Below are 18,788 nucleotides of genomic sequence, written 5' to 3'. Positions count from 1 at the left end.
GTTGTCCTTACCTTCGGCCGTGATGATGGTGGCAGCCACGTCCAGGGTACCGTTGGTGTTGACGGGAATGTCGCCGTAGATGAAGTTCTGGCGCACGGCCGAACGGGTGCCGAGGATGGCGCCCGTCGCGGGATCGCGGGCGTTGATGTCGTTATCCTTGAAGAAGGCGTACGAGAATTTGCCCGGGCCCACGGGAATGCGGTCCAGGCCGGCACCCGTGCCGTTCATGTTGATGTATTGCAGATCCAGCATGTGGATGTCGGGACGGTAGTAGAAGCGCTTGCCGACCCAGGCCGTGCCGCCGTTCAGGAAATCGAGTCCCTGCGCTTCGACGTAGGCTTTCACGATGCCCAGCTTGTGATCGCCGAAATCGGAGTTCGGCGCATAGGCATTGACCCAGATGGTGGCCAGGTAGTTGACGCCGCCGGACTTGGCGATGGATTTGGTGTAGCCGAATTCCGTGTAGGCGTCGCACTCATTGCCCAGACGGTATTTCATGGTATTGCCGCCCAGGCCAAAACAGCCTTGCGAGCCGCCGTCGCCCGAGGTATTGCTGCCGGCGCCAGCGCGCAGGTAGCCGTGGAAGCCTTCGGCATCGGATGGATACATGGGGTCGGCAACGGCGGAAGCGCTGGCGAGGACGAGGAGCAGGGCGGCAGGGATGACTTTCAATGCAGTGCGGTTCATGCGGTCTCCAGAAGGATGTAGGTGGTAGCGGCGGCGCCCGAAGGTCGCTGCCGCGCACGGTCTAATGCCGAAAACCAAGTCTAGCAGCGCATTTTTAACCACCCTGATACAAAACGAACAAGTCGCGATACTTTCTTTCAAAGTGTTGTTTTTACTCAATGTCGATACTCTCGCGCATAGCGGCGCTGCAAAAGAGTATTGAATTGCGGTTTTGGAGTATCAGAAAGTATCAAAGCGCGGTGATACATTGTGGTCGTGGTGCTAAGTATTCAGGCATTGCCAACGACAAAAAACACTGGAGACACACAATGAAACGTTCCGCCATTGCCGCGCTGTGCGCCGGCGCTTTCTGCTTCGCTTCGTCCGCCTTTGCCGCAACCGACCTCGTCATTGCCACCGTCAACAACGGCCACATGATCGAGATGCAAAAGCTCAGCAAGTTCTTCGAGCAAGCCAATCCAGACATCAAGCTCAAGTGGGTGACCCTGGAAGAGGGCGTCTTGCGCCAGCGCATGACGACCGATATCGCCACCAAGGGCGGCCAGTTCGACGTGATGACCATCGGCCTGTATGAAACCCCCATCTGGGGCAAGAAAAACTGGCTGATCCCCATCAAGCCGGACGCCAAGTACGATATCGATGACTTGCTGCCCGCCATCCGCGAAGGCCTGTCCGGCGACGGCAAGCTGTACGCATCGCCGTTCTATGGCGAAAGCTCGATGATCATGTACCGCAGCGACCTGGTCAAAAAGGCGGGCATGACCATCGAAGACCGTCCGTCCTGGAACCAGCTGCGCGACGTGGCGGCCAAGCTGCATGATCCGGCCAACGGCGTGTACGGCATCTGCCTGCGCGGCAAGCCGGGCTGGGGCGACAACATGGCGCTGATTACCACCATGGCCAATTCCTACGGCGGCCAGCTGTTCGACATGCAATGGAAGCCGCAATTCACCAGCAAGCCGTGGAAGGACGCGGTCAACATGTATGTCGACCTGATGAAGAAATACGGCCCGCCGGGCGCGGCCGCCAACAGCTTCAATGAAAACCTGGCGCTGTTCAACCAGGGCAAGTGCGGCATCTGGATCGACGCGACGATTGCCGCCTCCTTCATCACCGATCCCAAGCAAAGCAAGGTGGCCGACAAGGTGGCGTTCGCCCAGTCGCCCGTGGGCGTGACGGAGCGGGGCGCCAACTGGCTGTGGATCTGGTCGCTCGCCATCCCGTCCAGTTCCAAGCACCCGAATGAAGCGCAGCGCTTCATCAACTGGGCCACATCGCCGGACTACGTGAAACTGGTGGCCAAGGAAACCAGCTGGGCCAACGTGCCGACGGGCACGCGCAAATCGACCTATGCGAGCCCCGAGTTCCAGAAAGTGGCGAAATTTGCCGCCGCCGAAGGCAAGGCCCTGGCCACCACGCGCGCCGTGCAAAGCACCTTGCCGCCTTCGCCGTACGTGGGCGTGCAGTTCGCCTCCATCCCCGAATTCCAGGTGATCGGCGTGGCCGCCGGCCAGCAGATGGCGGCAGCGCTGCTGGGCAAGGTGACGGTGGATCAGGCGCTGGAATTGTCGCAGCAGACGGCGGAAAGAGAGATGCGCAAGGGCGGGTACTACAAGTAAGCCTGCTGCATAGTTTGCTTGCTCCAATAGCGTAAAGCCGGGGTCAGTCCTTCGGATCGGAATGCGTCCCATAGGGCCGCATTCCCCCGACGGGTCTGACTCCAGATTTTTGCCGGCGATTGTTCCTTCTTGCCCCAAGAGAAATCCTATGAAACGCATTATCCCCCGGACTTTGCTGACGCCGGCCGTGGTCGCCGTCTCCGTCATTTCCGTGATCCCGCTGCTGATCACGCTGTATTACGCATTCGTGCGTTATTCCATGCTCGATCCGAGCGGCCATCCTTTCCACGGTCTGGCCAATTTCCACTTTTTCTTTACCGATGCCTCGTTCATGCCGGCATTGCAAAACACCTTCACCCTGCTGTTTTCCGTGATGCTGATCACGGTCGTGCTGGGCACGGCGCTGGGACTGCTCATCAATGAAGCGTTCCCGGGGCGCGCCATCGTGCGCGTGCTGCTGATCTCGCCTTTCCTCGTCATGCCGGCCGTCAACGCTCTGATGTGGAAGAACATGCTGCTCAATCCGATCTATGGCCTGTTCGCGCAGATCAGCCTCTTCTTTGGCGCCACGCCCGTCGACTGGCTGTCGGCCCACCCGCTGTTTTCCATCATCATGATGGTCTCATGGCAATGGCTGCCGTTCGCCTGCCTGATCTTCATGACAGCCCTGCAATCGATGGACCGCGAGCAGCTGGAAGCGGCCCGCATGGATGGCGCCACCTACCTGCAGCAATTGCGCTACCTCTACATTCCCCACCTGGGGCGCGCCGTCTCGGTGGTGCTGATGATCGAGATGATCTTTTTGCTGTCGATCTTTGCGGAAATCTTTACCACCACGGGCGGCGGTCCCGGCTTCGACACGACCACCATCACCTTCATGATCTATCAGCAGGCACTGCTGTCGTATGACGTGGGAGCGGCCTCGGCCGGCGCCCTGTTCGCCGTGCTCATCGCCAACATCGCCGCCTTCTTCCTGATGCGCGTCATCGGCAAGAACCTGTCGAAATAAGGAGACCATCATGCATGGCAAATTCAACTTGTATGGCCGCACGGCCGCCGCCTGGCTGTGCGCGCTGCTGCTGTTCTTTCCCATCTTCTGGCTGGGCCTGATGGCCTTCAAGACGGAAGGGCAAGCCATTTCCACGCCGCCGCTGCTGTTCTTCACGCCAACGCTCGACAGCTTCCGCGAAGTGCTGGCGCGCGACAACTACTTCGGCTATGCCTGGAACTCGCTGTTTACCAGCGTCGTGTCGACGGCCATCGGCCTTCTGATCGCCATCCCGGCCGCGTATTCGATGGCCTTCTTTCCCACGGGCGGCACCATCGGCTTGCTGAAATTCATGCTCAGCTCGCGCTACATGCCCGGCGTGGGCGCCCTGATGCCGATCTATATCTGCTACCAGTACTTCGGCCTGCTCGACACGCGCATCGGCCTGACCATCATGTTCATGCTGATGAACCTGCCCATCATGATCTGGCTGCTGTATACCAGCATGAAGGAACTGCCGCGCGAAATCCTGGAAGCGTCGCGCATGGACGGCGCCACCGTGTGGGACGAGTTCCGCCACGTCGTGCTGCCCCTGTCCGTGGGCGGCATCGCTTCCACGGCCCTCGTGTGCATGGTGTGGTCGTGGAATGAATCGTTCTGGTCGCTGAACCTGGGTGCTTCCAACGCGGGCACCCTGGCCTGGCTGATCGCCTCGTATTCGAGCCCCGAAGGCCTGTTCTGGGCCAAATTGTCGGCCGCGTCGCTGATGGCCATCGCGCCGATCATGGCGCTGGGCTGGTTCTGCCAGAAACAACTGGTGCAGGGGATGACTTTCGGCGCCGTCAAATAAATGATGCCCCCATAAACCTGCTGCGCGGCCCGATTTCGGCTCTCCGTTGCTCGCTGCGCATCCGCACAGCGCCGCTACTCCAACCGAACTTGAACCGCTCGCTGCGGTTTCTGAAAGCATCGAAAACACATCAGAAATGAGACAATCATGGCCTACCTTCAACTGAGCAATATCGAAAAATTCTTTGGCGAGCACCGCGCCATCAAGGGCATCGACCTGGAAATCCGCCAGGGCGAATTCGTCGTCTTCGTGGGACCATCGGGCTGCGGAAAATCCACCCTGCTGCGCCTGATCGCGGGCCTGGAGCCGATCGACGGCGGCAAGCTGTCGCTCGACGGACGCGACATCACGGCCCTGCCTTCGTCCAAGCGCGACCTGGCGATGGTGTTCCAGTCGTACGCGCTGTACCCGCACATGACGGTGTTCCAGAACATGTCGTTCGCGCTGAAGCTGGCCGGCGTCGATGCGGCCATCATCCGCGAAAAGGTGGACAAGGCGGCCGCCATCCTCGACTTGGGAAAATACCTGGAGCGCACGCCGAAGGAGCTGTCGGGCGGCCAGCGCCAGCGGGTGGCCATCGGCCGCGCCATCGTGCGCGACCCGAAGGTGTTCCTGTTCGACGAACCGCTGTCGAACCTCGACGCGGCCCTGCGCGTGCAGACGCGCATCGAGATCGCCAAGCTGCACCGCGAACTGGGCGCCACCACCATCTACGTCACGCACGACCAGGTGGAAGCGATGACCCTGGCCGACCGCGTGGTGGTGCTGCGCGACGGGCAGATCGAGCAGCACGGCTCGCCCCTGGAACTGTATGACCGTCCGGCCAACCGCTTCGTCGCGCAATTCATCGGCACGCCCAGCATGAACGTGGTGCCCGCCGACGCCGCGCCGCAGCTGCTGGCACAGGCGGGCAGCGCGGCGCAGGCCGACGGCTTTGTCGGCATCCGCCCCGAGCACGTTCACCTGGGCGCGGCGCAGCCGGGCAGCGTGCCCGTCACCGTTGACCTGGTGGAGTCGCTGGGCGTGGAAACCCTGACCTATGTGCGCCTGCCGAACAATGTGCAGGTGGTCTCGCGCGGCGCGGAGCGCAGCAGCCTGCAGCCGGGCCAGCAGACGCACCTGACGTTCGAACCGGGCTTCGTGCATTATTTTGACCGCGCCGGCAAGACCTACGCGGCGGCGAAAGGAGCGCTGTAATGGATGCCATCGCATTGAAACAAGGGACCCTGGCGCAGCTGCCGGCCAGCGTCGGCGTGCCCGCATACGCGCGCGAGACGCTCGTGCCCAGCATCGTGCATATCGGCGTGGGCGGTTTCTACCGCGCCCACCAGGCCGTGTATCTCGACGATTTGCTGGCCTTGCCCGGCCATGCGCAATGGGGCTACTGCGGCGTGGGCTTGCTGGAGCATGACGCGGCCATGCGCGACGCCATGCAGTCGCAGGACGGCTTGTATACGGTGGTCGAGCGCAGCGCGGCAGGCGATGTCGCGCGCATCATCGGCTGCGTGGCCGATTATCTGTATGCGCCCGACGATCCGCAGGCCGTGCTGGAAAAGCTGGCCGATGCGGGCACGCGCATCGTCTCGCTGACCATCACGGAAGGCGGCTACTACGTCAACCAGGGCACGGGCGAATTCGATGCGGCGCATCCCGACATCGTCTACGAATTGGCGCACCCGCAGGCGCCGCGCTGCTCGTTCGGCTACCTGGCCGCGGCCCTGGCCCTGCGCCACCAGCGGGGCCTGGCGCCGTTTACCATCATGTCCTGCGATAACCTGCAAAACAATGGCGACGTGACGCGCAAGATGCTGCTGGCTTTTGTCGCCCTGCGCGACCTGGAGCTGGCGCGCTGGCTGGCCACGCACTGCAGCTTCCCCAACAGCATGGTCGACCGCATCACGCCCGCCACCACCGATGAGCACCGGGCGCTGGTGCGCGACACGTTCGGCATCATCGACGCCTGGCCCGTGGTGTGCGAACCGTTCCGCCAATGGGTCATCGAGGATGAATTCCCGCAGGGCCGGCCGGCCTGGGAGAAAGTCGGCGCGCAGATGACGCACGACGTGCTGCCCTATGAAAAAATGAAGCTGCGCCTGCTCAACGCCGGCCACCAGGCCCTGTGCTACATCGGCATGCAGCTGGGCTACACGTTTGCGCATGAAGCGATGCTTGACCCTGGCATCCGCGCGCTGGTGCGGCGCATGATGGATGACGAAGTCACGCCGCTGCTCGATACGGTGGAAGGCATCGACCTGGAACTGTACAAGGCGACCCTGATCGAGCGCTTCTCGAATCCGGCCGTGCGCGACCAGCTGGCGCGCATCGGCACGGAAGGCTCGGCGCGCATCCCGAAATTCGTGCTGCCGTCCGTGCGCGAAGCGCTGGCCCGGGGCGGTGCCATCAAGCTGCTGGCCTTCACGGTGGCATGCTGGTTCCGCTACCTGGAAGGCCGCGACGAGCAGGGGCGCGAGATGCCCCTGAACGATCCGTACGCGGCGCGCCTGCGCGAGCTGGCGCTGCATGGCGGCGCGGACCCCACGGCATTGCTGTCCCTGCGCCAGCTGTTCGGCGACTTGAGCGACACGCCGGCGTTCACGCAGGCGGTGGGCGAGGCGCTGGCCAGCCTGTATGCACTGGGGGCGCGCGCCGCGCTCGAACGGATCGTGGCTTGACGGAGGAGGGCGCGCCATGCAACGCAAGGCCGAATATCCGCAGCCGCAGATGGAGCTGGAACAGCAGCGCGACGCCACGCCCGGCTTCGAGCCGAAAGGCAGTTTCGGCTTCATCCGCTACCTGGAGCACGGCTTTCCGAATTCGCTGGTGCGCTGGCATTATCACGACGAGTACGAGCTGCACCTGATCGTCGAGAGCAGCGGCAAGGTGTTTGTGGGCGACTATATCGGCCAGTTCACGCCTGGCCATTTGGTCCTGACGGGGCCGCGCGTGCCGCACAACTGGGTCTCGCTCGACACGCCGCCGGAAGGCCTGGAGCTGCGCGACATGGTGATCCAGTTTTCGCACCCGCCGCTGGCCTCGATGGCGGCCGTCATCCCGGAGCTGAAGGGAATTTTCCCCCTGCTGCAGCGGGCCTTGCATGGCGTGGAATTCTTTGGCGCCAGCGAGCAGTCGCTGCGGCGCTTCCAGCGCATCCGCGACAGCAGCGGCCTGCCGCGCTTCATCGAATTTCTGACCCTGCTGGGCGAGCTGGCGCAGACCAGCGACTACCAGCTGCTGTCGACGGTGCCGATGCAGTCGAGCGACGACGACGCGGCCCTGGCGCGCATCAGTTCCGCCATCAATTACATCGTGCACAATTACAGCAGCCAGTTCTCGCTGAAGCAGCTGGCCGAGCAGGTGGACATGCCCGAGCGGACGTTCTCGCGCTTCTTCCGCAGCGCCACGGGCAACAGCTTCACGGATTTCGTCAACCGCCTGCGCATCAACAAGGCATGCCAGCTGCTGATGGAGACGGAGCGCTACGTCAGCAACATCTGCTACGAGGCGGGTTTTAATAATGTGGCCAATTTCAACCGGCGTTTCCTCGAACTCAAGGGCATGACGCCGAAAGAATTCCGCCAGCAGGCGCTGGGCCGCTTTGGCGAGTAGTTTTTTTTTGCGGTACATTAGCGGCAAAGGCGGGAGACAGCCTGCAAAGAGACGAGCATGGAACACACATGGCAGAACGGCTACCGTGACAGCGAGCGCAAGGCGCCCGAGCTGGAACGCGAGAGCTATGACGGCATCATCAATTACCTGGAACACGGCTACCCCAGTTCGCGCGTGCGCTGGCACTGCCACGAGGAATACGAACTGCACCTGATCGTCGCCACCAGCGGACGCTTGTTCGTGGGCGACTACATCGGCGAATTCTCGCCCGGCCATCTGGTGCTGACGGGGCCGCGCCTGCCGCACAACTGGATCTCGAACGTGGTGCCGGAGGGGGGCGTGGCCCTGCGCGACATGATCGTGCAGTTCGCCCACGCGCCGCTGGCGGGCGCCGCGCGCGTCATCCCCGAATTGCGCGAGCTGCTGCCGCTGCTGGAGCGCTCCAGCTACGGCGTGGAGTTTTTCGAGATGGGGCACGCGGCGGAGCAGCACCTGGCGCGCATCCGCGCCACGCACGGCGCCGAGCGCTTCGCCGAATTCGTCCAGCTGATGAGCAAGCTGGCGCGCACGGCCAATTACCGCTTGCTGTCGAGCGCCTCCTTGCGCTCGTATGACGACGATGCCACCCTGGCCAAGGTCAATTCCGTCCTCAACTACATCACGGACAATTACCGCGAGCCCATTTCGGCGGAAATGCTGGCCGAGCAGGTGGGCATGTCGCTGAGTAAATTCTCGCGCTTCTTCCGCAAGGCGACGGGCAACAGCTTCACGGATTTCATCAGCCGCCTGCGCATCAACAAGGCGTGCCAGCTGCTGATGGATACCGACCAGTACGTGTCGAACGTCTGCTATGACGTGGGCTTCCAGAACGTGGCCAATTTCAATCGCCGCTTCCTGCAGGTGAAGGGCGTCACGCCGAAGCAATTCCGGCGCCAGGCCGACGGCCGCTTCGGCGGCATCGGCGGACCCGTGGCGGATATGCCACAGGCGTGAGGCCTGTCACGGGCTTGTCACTTTGTCCAGTTAATCTTCCCGGCTGATTCCACCCACCTTAGCCGAGGAATGCATGAACACTGCCGTGACGACGACCCCGAAACTGACCCTGCTGGCGCTGGCCGCCGCCCTGTGCCTGTCCGCCTGCGGCGGCAGCGACAACCATGACGAGCCAGCCAAACCCGTGGCGCAAACGGGCGTCTTTCTCGACGGCGCGGTGGAAGGGCTCGAATATGTGGCGGGCGGCGCGGCCAAGGCCAGCACCAATGCCAAGGGCGAATTCATGTGCAACGCCGGCGAGACGGTGGCGTTCAGCGTGGGCGGCCTGGCCCTGGGCTCGGCGCCATGCGGCGCCATCGTCACGCCGCTGGCCCTGGCCGCCAGCACGAACGTGGCGGACGACAAGGTCGTCAACCGCCTGCTGGCGCTGCAACTGCTCGATGACGACAGCGATCCGTCGAACGGCATCAAGCTGACTGACGACGTGAAGGCCGCGCTGGCCGGCAAGACCCTGGACTTTGCGGGCGCTCCCGCCGCCTTCAACACGGCGCTGGCCGCGCACCTGGCGGCGGTGGGCGGAAAATTCGCCGGACGCACGGTCGATGCGGAGCGCCGCGCCCTGGTGCGCGAGCATTTCGAAGACACCCTGGCGTCAAAAATCGGCGCGCCCGTCAACGAGGCGCTGACGCAGGCCAATCCCGTGGGCGAGGTAAAAGTCACGGTGACGCGCTACCAGATCCAGGCGGCCGATAAATTCTACGTGCCGTACGAAGGCGCCAACGCGAAAATCAAGGGCGAGTTCCCGAACGGCTTCCTGCCATCGTACGGATCGGGCCTGGCGTACAAAGGCAAGAATGCGGCGGGCGACCTGGAATTCTACGGTTTGACGGACCGCGGCCCGAATGGCGACGGCCCGCTGGTGCCCGATCCATCGGGCAAGGGCACGATCGGCAGCAAGATCTTTCCTTCGCCCAGCTTCACGCCGTCGTTTGGCGTGATCACGGTGGGCAAGAACGGCGCCGTGCTGGCCTCGTCGACGCCGATCAGGGTGTCCGCCACCGTGAACAGTTCTGGCTTGCCCGTGCCGGTGGGCGCGGTGGGCAATTCAGCCGAGATCCCCGTCATGGATGCGATGAAGTTCGACGCAGGCAGCAAGGCCGTCTTCAATGCGGGCGGCCTCGATTCGGAAGCCATCGTCGTCGACGCCAAGCGCAATGCGCTGTGGGTCTCGGATGAATACGGCCCGTTCATCATCAGGATCGACGCGGCCACCGGCGTCATCCAGGCCAGGTATGAGCCGGGCAAGGGCTTGCCGGCGCTGTTCGCCAAGCGCCGCGCCAACCGCGGCATGGAAGGCATGACCCTGGACACGAGCAACGACAAGCTGTACGCCTTCCTGCAAAGTCCCTTGAGCGACGGCACGGCCATGTATGCGGTGACGAAGAAGGCCGAGCAGGTCGAGCGCTTTGCCGGCTTCACGCGCTGGATCGAATTCGACCCGGTGACGGGCACGAGCGGCAAGATGTATGCGTATCCGCTCAATGCCGCCGACTACCAGGATGGCCGGACGGGCAATGCCAAGCTGGGCGACATGGTGGCGCTGGGCGGCGGCAAGTTCCTCGTCATCGAGCAGGGCGCCGCGCCCTCGGGCAAGGTATTCAACAAGCTGATGCTGGTGGAACTGAAGGCCGCCACGGATATTTCGGCCGCCGCCTTCAACGCCGCCACGTCGGACCTGGAAAAAAGCAGCATGGGCGGCGTGGCCGTGAACGGCGCCGACTGGGCCGCCGTCACGCCGCTGAAGAAAACCCTGCTGCTGGACTTGAATGCCATCGGCTGGGCGGCGGAAAAGGCGGAAGGACTGACCCTGGTCGACGATTCGACCATCGCGCTGGCCAACGATAATGACTTCGGCATGAAAACCAAGGTGTTTGATGCGGCCGGCGTGGAAGTGAAGGATGCCGACGTGACCAAGTGCACGGTCGACGCCGGCGGCGTCATCGTCACCAGCAGCGCTGTCGGCTGCAACGCCGCCAACAGCATCCGCGTGGCGCGCGGCGACGACCGCGAGCGGCCAAGCCGCTTGTGGATCGTGAAGTTTGCCAAGGCGCTCACTGCGTATTGAACGATGGTGGATGTGTCGGATTACGCGGCGCGCGCGCCGCTAATCCGACCTACGCATGGAAAAAGCCGCGCTGTGCCGGGATGCACCGTGCGGCTTTTTTGTTATGAAGAGTGAACGTAGGTCGGATTAGGCGGGGCCGCCGAGGCCAAAGGCTGTAATCCGACATTCATCCGATTACTTCTTGGTGTAGGTATTGAGCCAGTCCAGCACCGTGTGATGCCACAGCAGCGAGTTCGCCGGTTTCAGCACCCAGTGGTTTTCGTCCGGGAAGACCAGCAGCTTGCTCGGGATGCCACGGCGCTGCAGCGCCGTGAAGGTGCCCAGGCCTTGCGCGGTGGGGATGCGGAAGTCCAGGTCGCCCTGGACCACCAGCATCGGCGTCTTCCAGTTTTTCACGAAGTTCACGGGATTGAACTGCTCGTACTTGGCCGGCGCATCGTAGTAGGTGCCGCCGTTTTCCCACTCGGTGAACCACAGCTCTTCCGTTGCGTAAGCCATGCCGCGGCTGTCGAACACGCCATCGTGGTTGACCAGGCATTTGAAGCCGTCCGGCCAGTTGCCGGCGATCCAGTTCATCATGTAGCCGCCGTACGACGCGCCCAGCGCGCAGCTGCGTTCGCGGTCCAGCCATGGGAACTTCCTGGCGGCCGCTTCCAGGCCTTTTTGCAGGTCGACCAGCGGCTTGCCGCCCCAGTCGCCGCTGATGGCGTCCGTGAACTTCTGGCCATAGCCGGTCGAACCGTGGAAGTCGATGAAGACGGTGGCGTAGCCGGCGCCCGCATACACTTGCGGATTCCAGCGGTAGCTCCAGCTGTTGCCGAAGCTGCCCTGCGGGCCGCCATGCACGAGGAAGGCGACCGGATACTTTTCGCCGGCCTTGGCATTCCATGGCTTCATGACGTGGCCGTACACGGTTTCGCCATCGGCGCCCGCGAACGAGAACTGTTCATATTCGCCGAAACGCACGTCGGCCAGGGCTGCCGCATTCTGCTTCGTCAACTGCTGCATCGGCGCCGTTTCCGATTTGGCATCGAGCTTGCGCGTGTACAGCTGCGCGCCCGAGGCCAGGCTAGCCTGCGCCAGTACGATGGTATTGCCGCGCACGTCGAAGCCGCCCACGGCACCCTTGCCCGTCAGGGCAGTGACCTTGCCGCTGGACGCGTCGATGTGGAACAGGCGGTGCTGGCCCACGTCATCGGCCGTCACCAGGAAAGCCTTGCCGTCCGGCGTCCAGCGGAAGTCGGCCACGGAGCGGTCCCAGTCGTCGGCCACGGTGCGCTTCTTGCCCGTGGCGACATCCATCAAGACCAGGTGGAAGCGGTCGGCCTCGAAGCCTGGCCTGGTCATGGCGACATAGGCCAGGGTGCGGCCATCGGGCGAGTAGGCGGCTTTGGCATCCCAGGCCGGATTGTCGGCCGTGAGATTGCGCGGCGCCTGGCCGCCGATAGCCGGAATCGTGTAGACGTCGAAGTTGGTCGACCACGATTCCGTGCGGCCGGCCACGCGCACGGAGAAGGCCACGGTCTTGCCGTCCGGGCTGAAGTTGTATTCGCCGTTGTCGCCGAACGGCTTCGATGGCGCGTCGCCGTCGAGGGTGCCGCTCAGGCTGACGGGCGCTGCGCTGACCTTGCCCGCCGCGTCGATGGGCGCCGAGTACAGCGCGTTGCGGCGGCCGTCGGCCCAGGTGTCCCAGTGGCGCACGAACATCTGGTCGTAGACCATGCCGCTCGCCTTGTTCCTGGCTTTGTCGTCCAGGCGTTTTTTCGTGCAGGCGATGTCCGCGCAGTCGAGGAAGACGCCCATGCTGAAGGCCAGGCGGTCGCCCTGCGGCGACAAACGGTAGGTGTCGACGTCCAGCGCCAGGTCGGTGACCTTGGCCGCCTCGCCGCCAGCCAGGGGCAGCTGCCACACTTGCGAGGAACCGGAGCGGCCGGACAGGAAGTAGATGGCGTCGCCGTTCGGCGACCATTGAGGGTCGCTGGCGCTGGCATCGCCGCGCGTCAGTTGGCGTGGCGCCGCGTTCGGCGCGCGCAGGTCGATCATCCACAGCTGCGTGTTGCCGCGGTTCTTGTCCAGGTTGGTGGTGCGCACCGTGTAGACGACGCGCGTGGCGTCCGGCGACAGCACGGGGCTGCCCACGCGCTCCATGGCAACCATGTCTTCGACGGTGAAACCGCGTGGCGCGGCCCATGCCGGCACGGCGGCGGTGGTGGCCAGGGCGGCACTGAATGCTCCCAAGAGCAGCAGACGTAAACTCATTCAAACTCCCGTTTTTATAGTGCGACGTTATGGATATGATATTGACGAGGCCGGCTGTACCGCCGGCAGCCCGACATCATAGCAATAAAGCGGCGCCTCCAGCGGGAGTTGACCGCCGGTTAACCGGCCTTGGCTGCCAGTTGGTCGAGCGCCACGTGGCCCAGGAAACCGCCCTGGCTGGCCGCCGGCACGCCGTCTTCGATGGCATGGGCGAAGCGGATGCCGGGGTCTTGTTCCAGCGTCGCCAGCAGGCGCGCCACGCGGGGGTAGTCGTCCAGGCGCGCCAGTTGCAGGGGTTCGGCCCAGCGCGCCGTGGCGGCCAGGTAGGCGTCGGCGACGCTCGGCGCCGTGTCCGAGGCCAGCCAGCTGCGGCCGATCAGCAGGCGCTCCAGGTGGGCCAGGCTTTGGTTGACCTTTTCGATGGCCATCTCGCGCCAGACGGCGGCGCGTGCATCGCCTTGCGCCGCGCGCGCTGCCTGGAAGGCGGGCATGAAGGCCGCATGAAACGTCGTGTGCAGGAAAGACAGCACGCTGTTCAGGTGGTCGTAGCCGGGCGTGCCTTGCGCATGGCCCAAGCCTTTATGCGGCGCGCGGGCGGCGATATGCAGCAGGATCGCCATGCTTTCCAGCAACGGCATGCCCGCGTGCGTGAGTAGGGCCGGCGTCTGGCTCAGGGGATTGATGGCGAGAAAGGCCGGATGCTGCTTGCTGGCCGGATCGCGCGCTTCCACGCGGGCCAGGCGAAACGGCAAGCCGCTCCATTCGAGGGCGGCGATGGCGGCGAACGAGCAGCCGAACGGCACGCTGTAGATCAGGGTGGTTTCCAAGTCGACACTCCATGTGGGTTGAGGGAAGGGCAGTCTAGCCGCTGCAGTTACTATTTGGAAGAAGGCAGAATAATGTGGTATAGGTACATTTTTTATACCAGACTGGAGTAGCATCATGAAACACAATGTCTCCGGCTGCGCCGTGGAGGAAGCCATGCGCCTGCTGGGCGGGCGCTGGCGCATCGTGCTGCTCAGCTATCTGATGGCGGGGCCGAAGCGTTTCAGCGAAATCCGCCGCGCCGTGCCGAATATTTCCCAGCGCATGCTGACCCTGGACTTGCGCGCGCTGGAAGAAGCGGGCTTGCTGACGCGCACGATCTACGCGGAAGTGCCCGTGAAAGTGGAATACCGGCTGACGGACGAGGGCTTGCGCTTGCGCGAACTGGTCGACATGTTGCGCGGCATCGGCCTGCGCCTGCGCGGGCAGGCCGATGCGGGCGGTCCCTTCCTGGCCGCGGAAGCGGAGCCGGCCGATAATTCTCAATAGAAACAGCTGTCTTTTAGTAAAGTGCTAGACTGCCGGCCTTTGACGACTACTCCCGACACCCATGCGCCTGACTACTCTCGCCCTCACCGCCGCCGCCCTGTTCGCCACCTTGCCCGCGCAGGCGGCAACCATGCCGACACTCGAACAAATCCACGCCGCCGTGCAGGCGGGCGTGGCCAAGACCCAGGCGAAGACCCAATCGGGCGTGCCGATCGCCATCAAGGTCACCAGCCTGCGCGGCTGCCAGGATTCGCTGGAAGTGCCCGGTGAAGTCGTCTGCCTGGTGGGCATGAGCGCCGGCATGCGCGATGGCTTTACCGTGCTGCCGCTGCGTAACGAGAACGGCACCTGGGTCGGCGTCGAGCGCAAGCACGCAAAATTTGCCGGACCGTCGCCGGCCGAGGCGCAAGCCATGATACGCGCTTGGGCCAAGGAAGAAGTGGCGCGCGACCCGGAAGCGGCCAAGGATGTGCAGATGCAGGAAGCGCAGACCACCATGCAGGTCAAGGCCATCAACGAATGCGAAGTCAAGCGCCAGACCGGTTACCTGGTATGCGATACGCAGTTGAGCGTGCCGAGCCGCCCGGACGGCATCAAGACGGAACTGACCTTCATGCTCGAGAACGCAGGCTGGCGCTACGTGCCCCGTTAAACGCTTCGCTGTTTGCCACCGGGACAGTCACGCTGTTCCGGTCCCGCGCGCTCCACTCCCCTGCGGCCCCTCCGCCATCTGCAACATTTGCAGATTCGCAAGGCAATTTCGCCAGTAAAAATTGCCGATTTAAATTAACAATTAAATATTAAAATTAATGTATCGGTGCAGACTGCCGCCCCGGCGGTGCCGCCCTGCATTTCCCCCGTTTGCCGTCTGCGCACGGGCTACAGCCAAGGATCCGACCATGCGACTTAATCTTCCCGTCAGCGATACCGAGATCAATCTGAGCGATACCGAGACCATCGTCTCGACTACCGACTTGCAAGGCAATATCACGTATGCCAACCCGTACTTCATCGCCGTCAGCGGCTACAGTGCGGAAGAATTGATCGGCGCGCCGCAGAACATCCTGCGCCACCCGGATATGCCCGTGGAAGCATTCGCCGATTTCTGGGCCACCATCCGCTCGGGCCGCTCGTGGAGCGGCATGGTCAAGAACCGCTGCAAGAATGGCGATTATTACTGGGTACTGGCCAACGTCACGCCCGTGGTGGAAGATGGCGTGGCCGTCGGCTACATGTCCGTGCGCACCAAGCCCACGCGCCAGCAGGTGGCGCAGGCGGCGGCCCTGTACGCGCGCATCAAGGCGGGGCGGGCGGATGGCATCGCCATCAGCCAGGGCGCCGCCGGGCGCACGGGCTGGATGGCGAAATTGCTCAGCTTGCGCGACCTGGCGCTGGGCAAGCGCATCGGCTGGAACCTGGGCTTGCTGACGGCCGTCCTGCTGCTGCAGCTGGCGTGGAACGGGGGCTGGCTGCCGGCGCGCGCGGGCAGCTGGCTGACGGGCTTGTCCGTGGTAGCCGTGCTGGCGACCCTGTATTTCTGGCACACCCTGCATCGTGCCGTGCTGCAGCCGCTGCAACAGGCGCGCCAGGCCTGCGACGTGATGGCGGGCGGCGACCTGACGGGCGAACTGGACACGACGCGGCGCGACGAGATGGGACAGCTGCTGCGCTCCCTGCGCCAGCTGCGCGTCAACCTGCATTCCATCGTCGGCGATGTGCGCGGCAACTTTTTGCGCATCAGCACGGCCAGCCAGGAAATCGCGGCCGGCAATATGGACTTGTCGGGCCGCACGGAAGCGCAGGCCTCGGCCTTGCAGCAAACGGCGTCGAGCATGGAACAGCTGGCCGCGACGGTGCAGCAAAACAGCGGCAATGCCGTGCAGGCCAGCGACATGGCGGGCAAGGTGCATGGCCTGGCCGGGCGCGGCGGCGAAATCGTCGGCCAGGTGGTGACGATGATGGGGGAAATTAACGCCTCGTCGAAGAAGATCGGCGATATCACGGGCATCATCGAAGGCATCGCCTTCCAGACGAATATCCTGGCCCTGAACGCGGCCGTGGAAGCGGCGCGCGCGGGCGACCAGGGACGCGGCTTTGCCGTCGTGGCGGGCGAAGTGCGCAGCCTGGCCCAGCGCAGCGCCTCGGCCGCCACGGAAATCAAGCAGCTGATCACGGCGTCGCTGGCGCAGGTGCAGGAAGGCGCGAAGCTGGCGGAACAGGCGGGCGCCAGCAGCGCCGAAATGCTGGGCGCCGTGCAGGGCGTGCACGGCATCATGGAAGAAATCGCTTCCGCCTCGCGCGAGCAAAGCCACGGCATCGGCCAGGTCAACATGGCCGTCACGCAGATGGATGAAGTGACGCAGCAGAACGCGGCGCTGGTGGAGGAGTCGGCGGCCGCGTCCGCCTCGCTGCAAGACCAGACCCTGCAGCTGGAGCAAGCCATGGCCTTGTTCAAGCTGGAGCGGCGGCGCGGCGCCGCCGTGCCTTTGCGCACAGCCGAGCGCCGCCGCGCTACAGCAGGCGCTCTGACAACGCCTTGAAGGGGACTGTCGGCACGAGAAAGGCGAACGGCGCTGACAGGGGCGGCAATTGCCCCAGCAAGCCGCAGTCCGCGCGCAAGGCCGTCAGCGCCTGCACGTGATCCAGCTCAACGGGCAAGTGGATTTCGCCCAACGCCAGCTTGCCGTTGCGCGGCACGTGGGCAATCGCCGCATCCTGGCAGGCGAGGAAGGCGACGGCGTCGCGCCAGTTGCCGAACAGTTGCTGCCAGTCGCCATCGAGCGTCTGGCTATCAGTAAAGCCTGCCTGGATATCCAGCGCGGGCGCGCTGCCGGCACCGGGCGTAATGCTGCAGCACGCCTGCGTGGCGGACACGTCCAGGGTCATGGCATCGGCCAGGTGCGTGGGCAGGATGTCGCTGAACAGCCGCGTGCCCAGCGCATGCGGCAGGCTGTCCATGACGTTTTTCAGGAAATACACGCAGGGCACGGCGGGCGCGCCCGCGGGCGCGGGGTCCAGATACAGGCGCCAGTTGCTTTGCAGCGGAGACGGCAGCAGCCGGCGCAGCGGGCCCAGCAGGGCCGGGCCGAAATGCCCGTGGCGATACGTCAGCACCGTGAACGGCGTCTTGCCGTCGCGCTGCCACAAGGTGACGCCAGCAGGCACGCGTTGCTGCGCGGCTTGGGCATCCACCAGCCAGCTCACGTAGACGACGTCGCGCACGTCGCTGTGCAAGCTCAGGAAGGGCAGGCGCGACAGGATGGCCTGGCGGATGGTGGCGAAACGGGCGCTATTGGCGAGCGCGGCAAGCAGGCGCCCTGGCCAGCCCGCGCGCGGGTGGCGGTAAGTGTTGTCGTGCAAGGGAAGAACTTTCGGGTGGGATACGGAAAGGGGAGATGCTGACCCGGCAACGCCCGCCCGCATCATCGCGCGCGGCAGCGATGCGTGGCCGGGGCGCCCGGCCGTGCCGGAGCACGGCGAGCGTTGCAGGCCGCACGCGGCGCCGCGCAGCCGACGCGGGCGGGCGCCGGCATTACTGCATGAACCAGCCGTGGCTGACGACGATCGACTGTCCGCTCAGGGCCGTCGACGGGAAGGCTGCCAGGAAGATGGCCGTTTGCGCCACGTCCTGGGTGGTGGTGAATTCGCCGTCGATGGTGTCTTTCAGCATCACTTTCTTGATCACGTCTTCTTCGCTGATCTTCAGCTGGGCAGCCTGCTCGGGGATTTGCTTGTCGACCAGCGGCGTGCGCACGAAGCCGGGGCAGATGACGTTGGCGCGGATATGGTCTTTCGCGCCTTCCTTGGCCACCACCTTGGCCAGGCCCAGCAAGCCATGCTTGGCGGCGACATAGGCGCTCTTGAAAGGCGAGCCTTCGTGCGAGTGCACGGAACCCATGTAGATGATGGCGCCGCCGCGGCCCGCCTTGATCATTTCGCGCATGCACGCGCGCGTGGTGAGGAAGGCGCCGTCCAGGTGAATGGCCAGCATCTTTTTCCATTGCTCGAACGGATAGTCGACGACGGGGCTGATGATCTGGATGCCCGCGTTGCTGATCAGCACGTCGATGCCGCCGAAGTGGGCTGCCGCATCGGCCACGCCCTTGTCGACTTGCTCTTCGCTGGTGACATCCATGGCGACGGCAAATGCCTGGCCGCCCGCCTGCTGGATTTCCTCGGCCGTTTTGGTGGCCGCATCGAGGGCCAGGTCGGCGATGACGACCTTGGCGCCTTGTTTCGCGTATTCAATAGCTATTTCCTTGCCGATACCACTGGCGGCGCCGGTAATCAGTGCGACTTTGTCTTTGAGTTGCATATTAATCCTTTGCATTGCGGGTTGGAGTGATC

The 18,788-nt window shown here is 64.1% G+C and carries 16 protein-coding genes; 11 read left to right on the top strand and 5 right to left on the bottom strand.

The window, feature by feature from the left end; all coding sequences use genetic code 11:
* A partial coding sequence (locus tag ACZ92H_RS28715) for a carbohydrate porin (protein WP_465051859.1) occupies positions 1 to 687 on the bottom strand: 687 nt, incomplete at its 3' end.
* A 308-nt stretch (positions 688 to 995) separates the two neighbouring features.
* Here ACZ92H_RS28715 and ACZ92H_RS28710 point away from each other — a divergent pair.
* The 8 genes from ACZ92H_RS28710 (at position 996) to ACZ92H_RS28675 (ending at position 10,868) form a co-directional block, all read left to right on the top strand.
* Positions 996 to 2,306 carry an ABC transporter substrate-binding protein gene (locus ACZ92H_RS28710; RefSeq protein ID WP_465051860.1) on the top strand — a complete coding sequence of 437 codons (1,311 nt, stop codon included), beginning with the start codon at positions 996 to 998 and terminating at the stop codon, positions 2,304 to 2,306.
* Between the two features lie 148 nt (positions 2,307 to 2,454).
* On the top strand, positions 2,455 to 3,315 hold the full coding sequence (locus ACZ92H_RS28705) for a carbohydrate ABC transporter permease (RefSeq protein ID WP_465051861.1): 861 nt from the start codon (positions 2,455 to 2,457) through the stop codon (positions 3,313 to 3,315).
* Between the two features lie 10 nt (positions 3,316 to 3,325).
* A complete protein-coding gene (locus tag ACZ92H_RS28700; protein ID WP_092799841.1) occupies positions 3,326 to 4,144 on the top strand; it encodes a carbohydrate ABC transporter permease in 819 nt (272 codons plus the stop codon).
* Positions 4,145 to 4,291: 147 nt separating this feature from the next.
* A complete protein-coding gene (locus ACZ92H_RS28695; protein WP_131378328.1) occupies positions 4,292 to 5,341 on the top strand; it encodes an ABC transporter ATP-binding protein in 1,050 nt (349 codons plus the stop codon).
* A complete protein-coding gene (locus ACZ92H_RS28690) occupies positions 5,341 to 6,816 on the top strand; it encodes a mannitol dehydrogenase family protein (RefSeq protein ID WP_131378329.1) in 1,476 nt (491 codons plus the stop codon). Before ACZ92H_RS28695 ends, ACZ92H_RS28690 begins: the two co-directional genes overlap by 1 nt.
* 16 nt (positions 6,817 to 6,832) lie before the next feature.
* Positions 6,833 to 7,750 (top strand): helix-turn-helix domain-containing protein, encoded by a 918-nt coding sequence (locus tag ACZ92H_RS28685; protein WP_465051862.1) that lies wholly within the window; start codon positions 6,833 to 6,835, stop codon positions 7,748 to 7,750.
* Between the two features lie 57 nt (positions 7,751 to 7,807).
* Positions 7,808 to 8,743, top strand: a complete 936-nt coding sequence (locus tag ACZ92H_RS28680; protein ID WP_131378333.1) for a helix-turn-helix domain-containing protein — start codon at positions 7,808 to 7,810, stop codon at positions 8,741 to 8,743.
* Between the two features lie 73 nt (positions 8,744 to 8,816).
* The gene (locus ACZ92H_RS28675) at positions 8,817 to 10,868 is read left to right on the top strand and encodes an esterase-like activity of phytase family protein (RefSeq protein WP_465051863.1); all 2,052 of its coding nucleotides are present in this window, start codon (positions 8,817 to 8,819) and stop codon (positions 10,866 to 10,868) included.
* 174 nt (positions 10,869 to 11,042) lie between these two features.
* Here ACZ92H_RS28675 and ACZ92H_RS28670 read toward each other — a convergent pair whose 3' ends face one another.
* Positions 11,043 to 13,127, bottom strand: a complete 2,085-nt coding sequence (locus tag ACZ92H_RS28670; RefSeq protein ID WP_131378337.1) for a S9 family peptidase — start codon at positions 13,125 to 13,127, stop codon at positions 11,043 to 11,045.
* A 119-nt stretch (positions 13,128 to 13,246) separates the two neighbouring features.
* Complete coding sequence (locus tag ACZ92H_RS28665; RefSeq protein WP_465051864.1) at positions 13,247 to 13,954, bottom strand: glutathione S-transferase family protein; 708 nt, start codon at positions 13,952 to 13,954, stop codon at positions 13,247 to 13,249.
* 115 nt (positions 13,955 to 14,069) lie between these two features.
* Between ACZ92H_RS28665 and ACZ92H_RS28660 the strand changes: the two genes are divergently transcribed.
* The 3 genes from ACZ92H_RS28660 (at position 14,070) to ACZ92H_RS28650 (ending at position 16,981) form a co-directional block, all read left to right on the top strand.
* Positions 14,070 to 14,441, top strand: a complete 372-nt coding sequence (locus ACZ92H_RS28660; RefSeq protein WP_131378342.1) for a winged helix-turn-helix transcriptional regulator — start codon at positions 14,070 to 14,072, stop codon at positions 14,439 to 14,441.
* A gap of 61 nt (positions 14,442 to 14,502) precedes the next feature.
* The gene (locus ACZ92H_RS28655; protein ID WP_465051865.1) at positions 14,503 to 15,093 is read left to right on the top strand and encodes a hypothetical protein; all 591 of its coding nucleotides are present in this window, start codon (positions 14,503 to 14,505) and stop codon (positions 15,091 to 15,093) included.
* 247 nt (positions 15,094 to 15,340) lie between these two features.
* Positions 15,341 to 16,981, top strand: coding sequence for a methyl-accepting chemotaxis protein (locus ACZ92H_RS28650; protein ID WP_465051866.1), 1,641 nt, complete (start codon positions 15,341 to 15,343; stop codon positions 16,979 to 16,981).
* Here ACZ92H_RS28650 and ACZ92H_RS28645 read toward each other — a convergent pair.
* Both ACZ92H_RS28645 and ACZ92H_RS28640 read right to left on the bottom strand, forming a co-directional pair.
* Positions 16,953 to 17,801: a DUF2071 domain-containing protein gene (locus tag ACZ92H_RS28645; protein WP_465051867.1), complete on the bottom strand. Its 849-nt coding sequence runs from the start codon at positions 17,799 to 17,801 to the stop codon at positions 16,953 to 16,955. The genes ACZ92H_RS28650 and ACZ92H_RS28645 overlap by 29 nt on opposite strands.
* A gap of 172 nt (positions 17,802 to 17,973) precedes the next feature.
* Positions 17,974 to 18,756 (bottom strand): 3-hydroxybutyrate dehydrogenase, encoded by a 783-nt coding sequence (locus tag ACZ92H_RS28640; protein ID WP_131378350.1) that lies wholly within the window; start codon positions 18,754 to 18,756, stop codon positions 17,974 to 17,976.
* Positions 18,757 to 18,788: the final 32 nt, after the last annotated feature.

Source organism: Janthinobacterium foliorum, from assembly GCF_978021625.1.
Note: the sequence above shows the minus strand (reverse complement) of the source record. Positions and strands in the feature narration are given on the sequence as shown.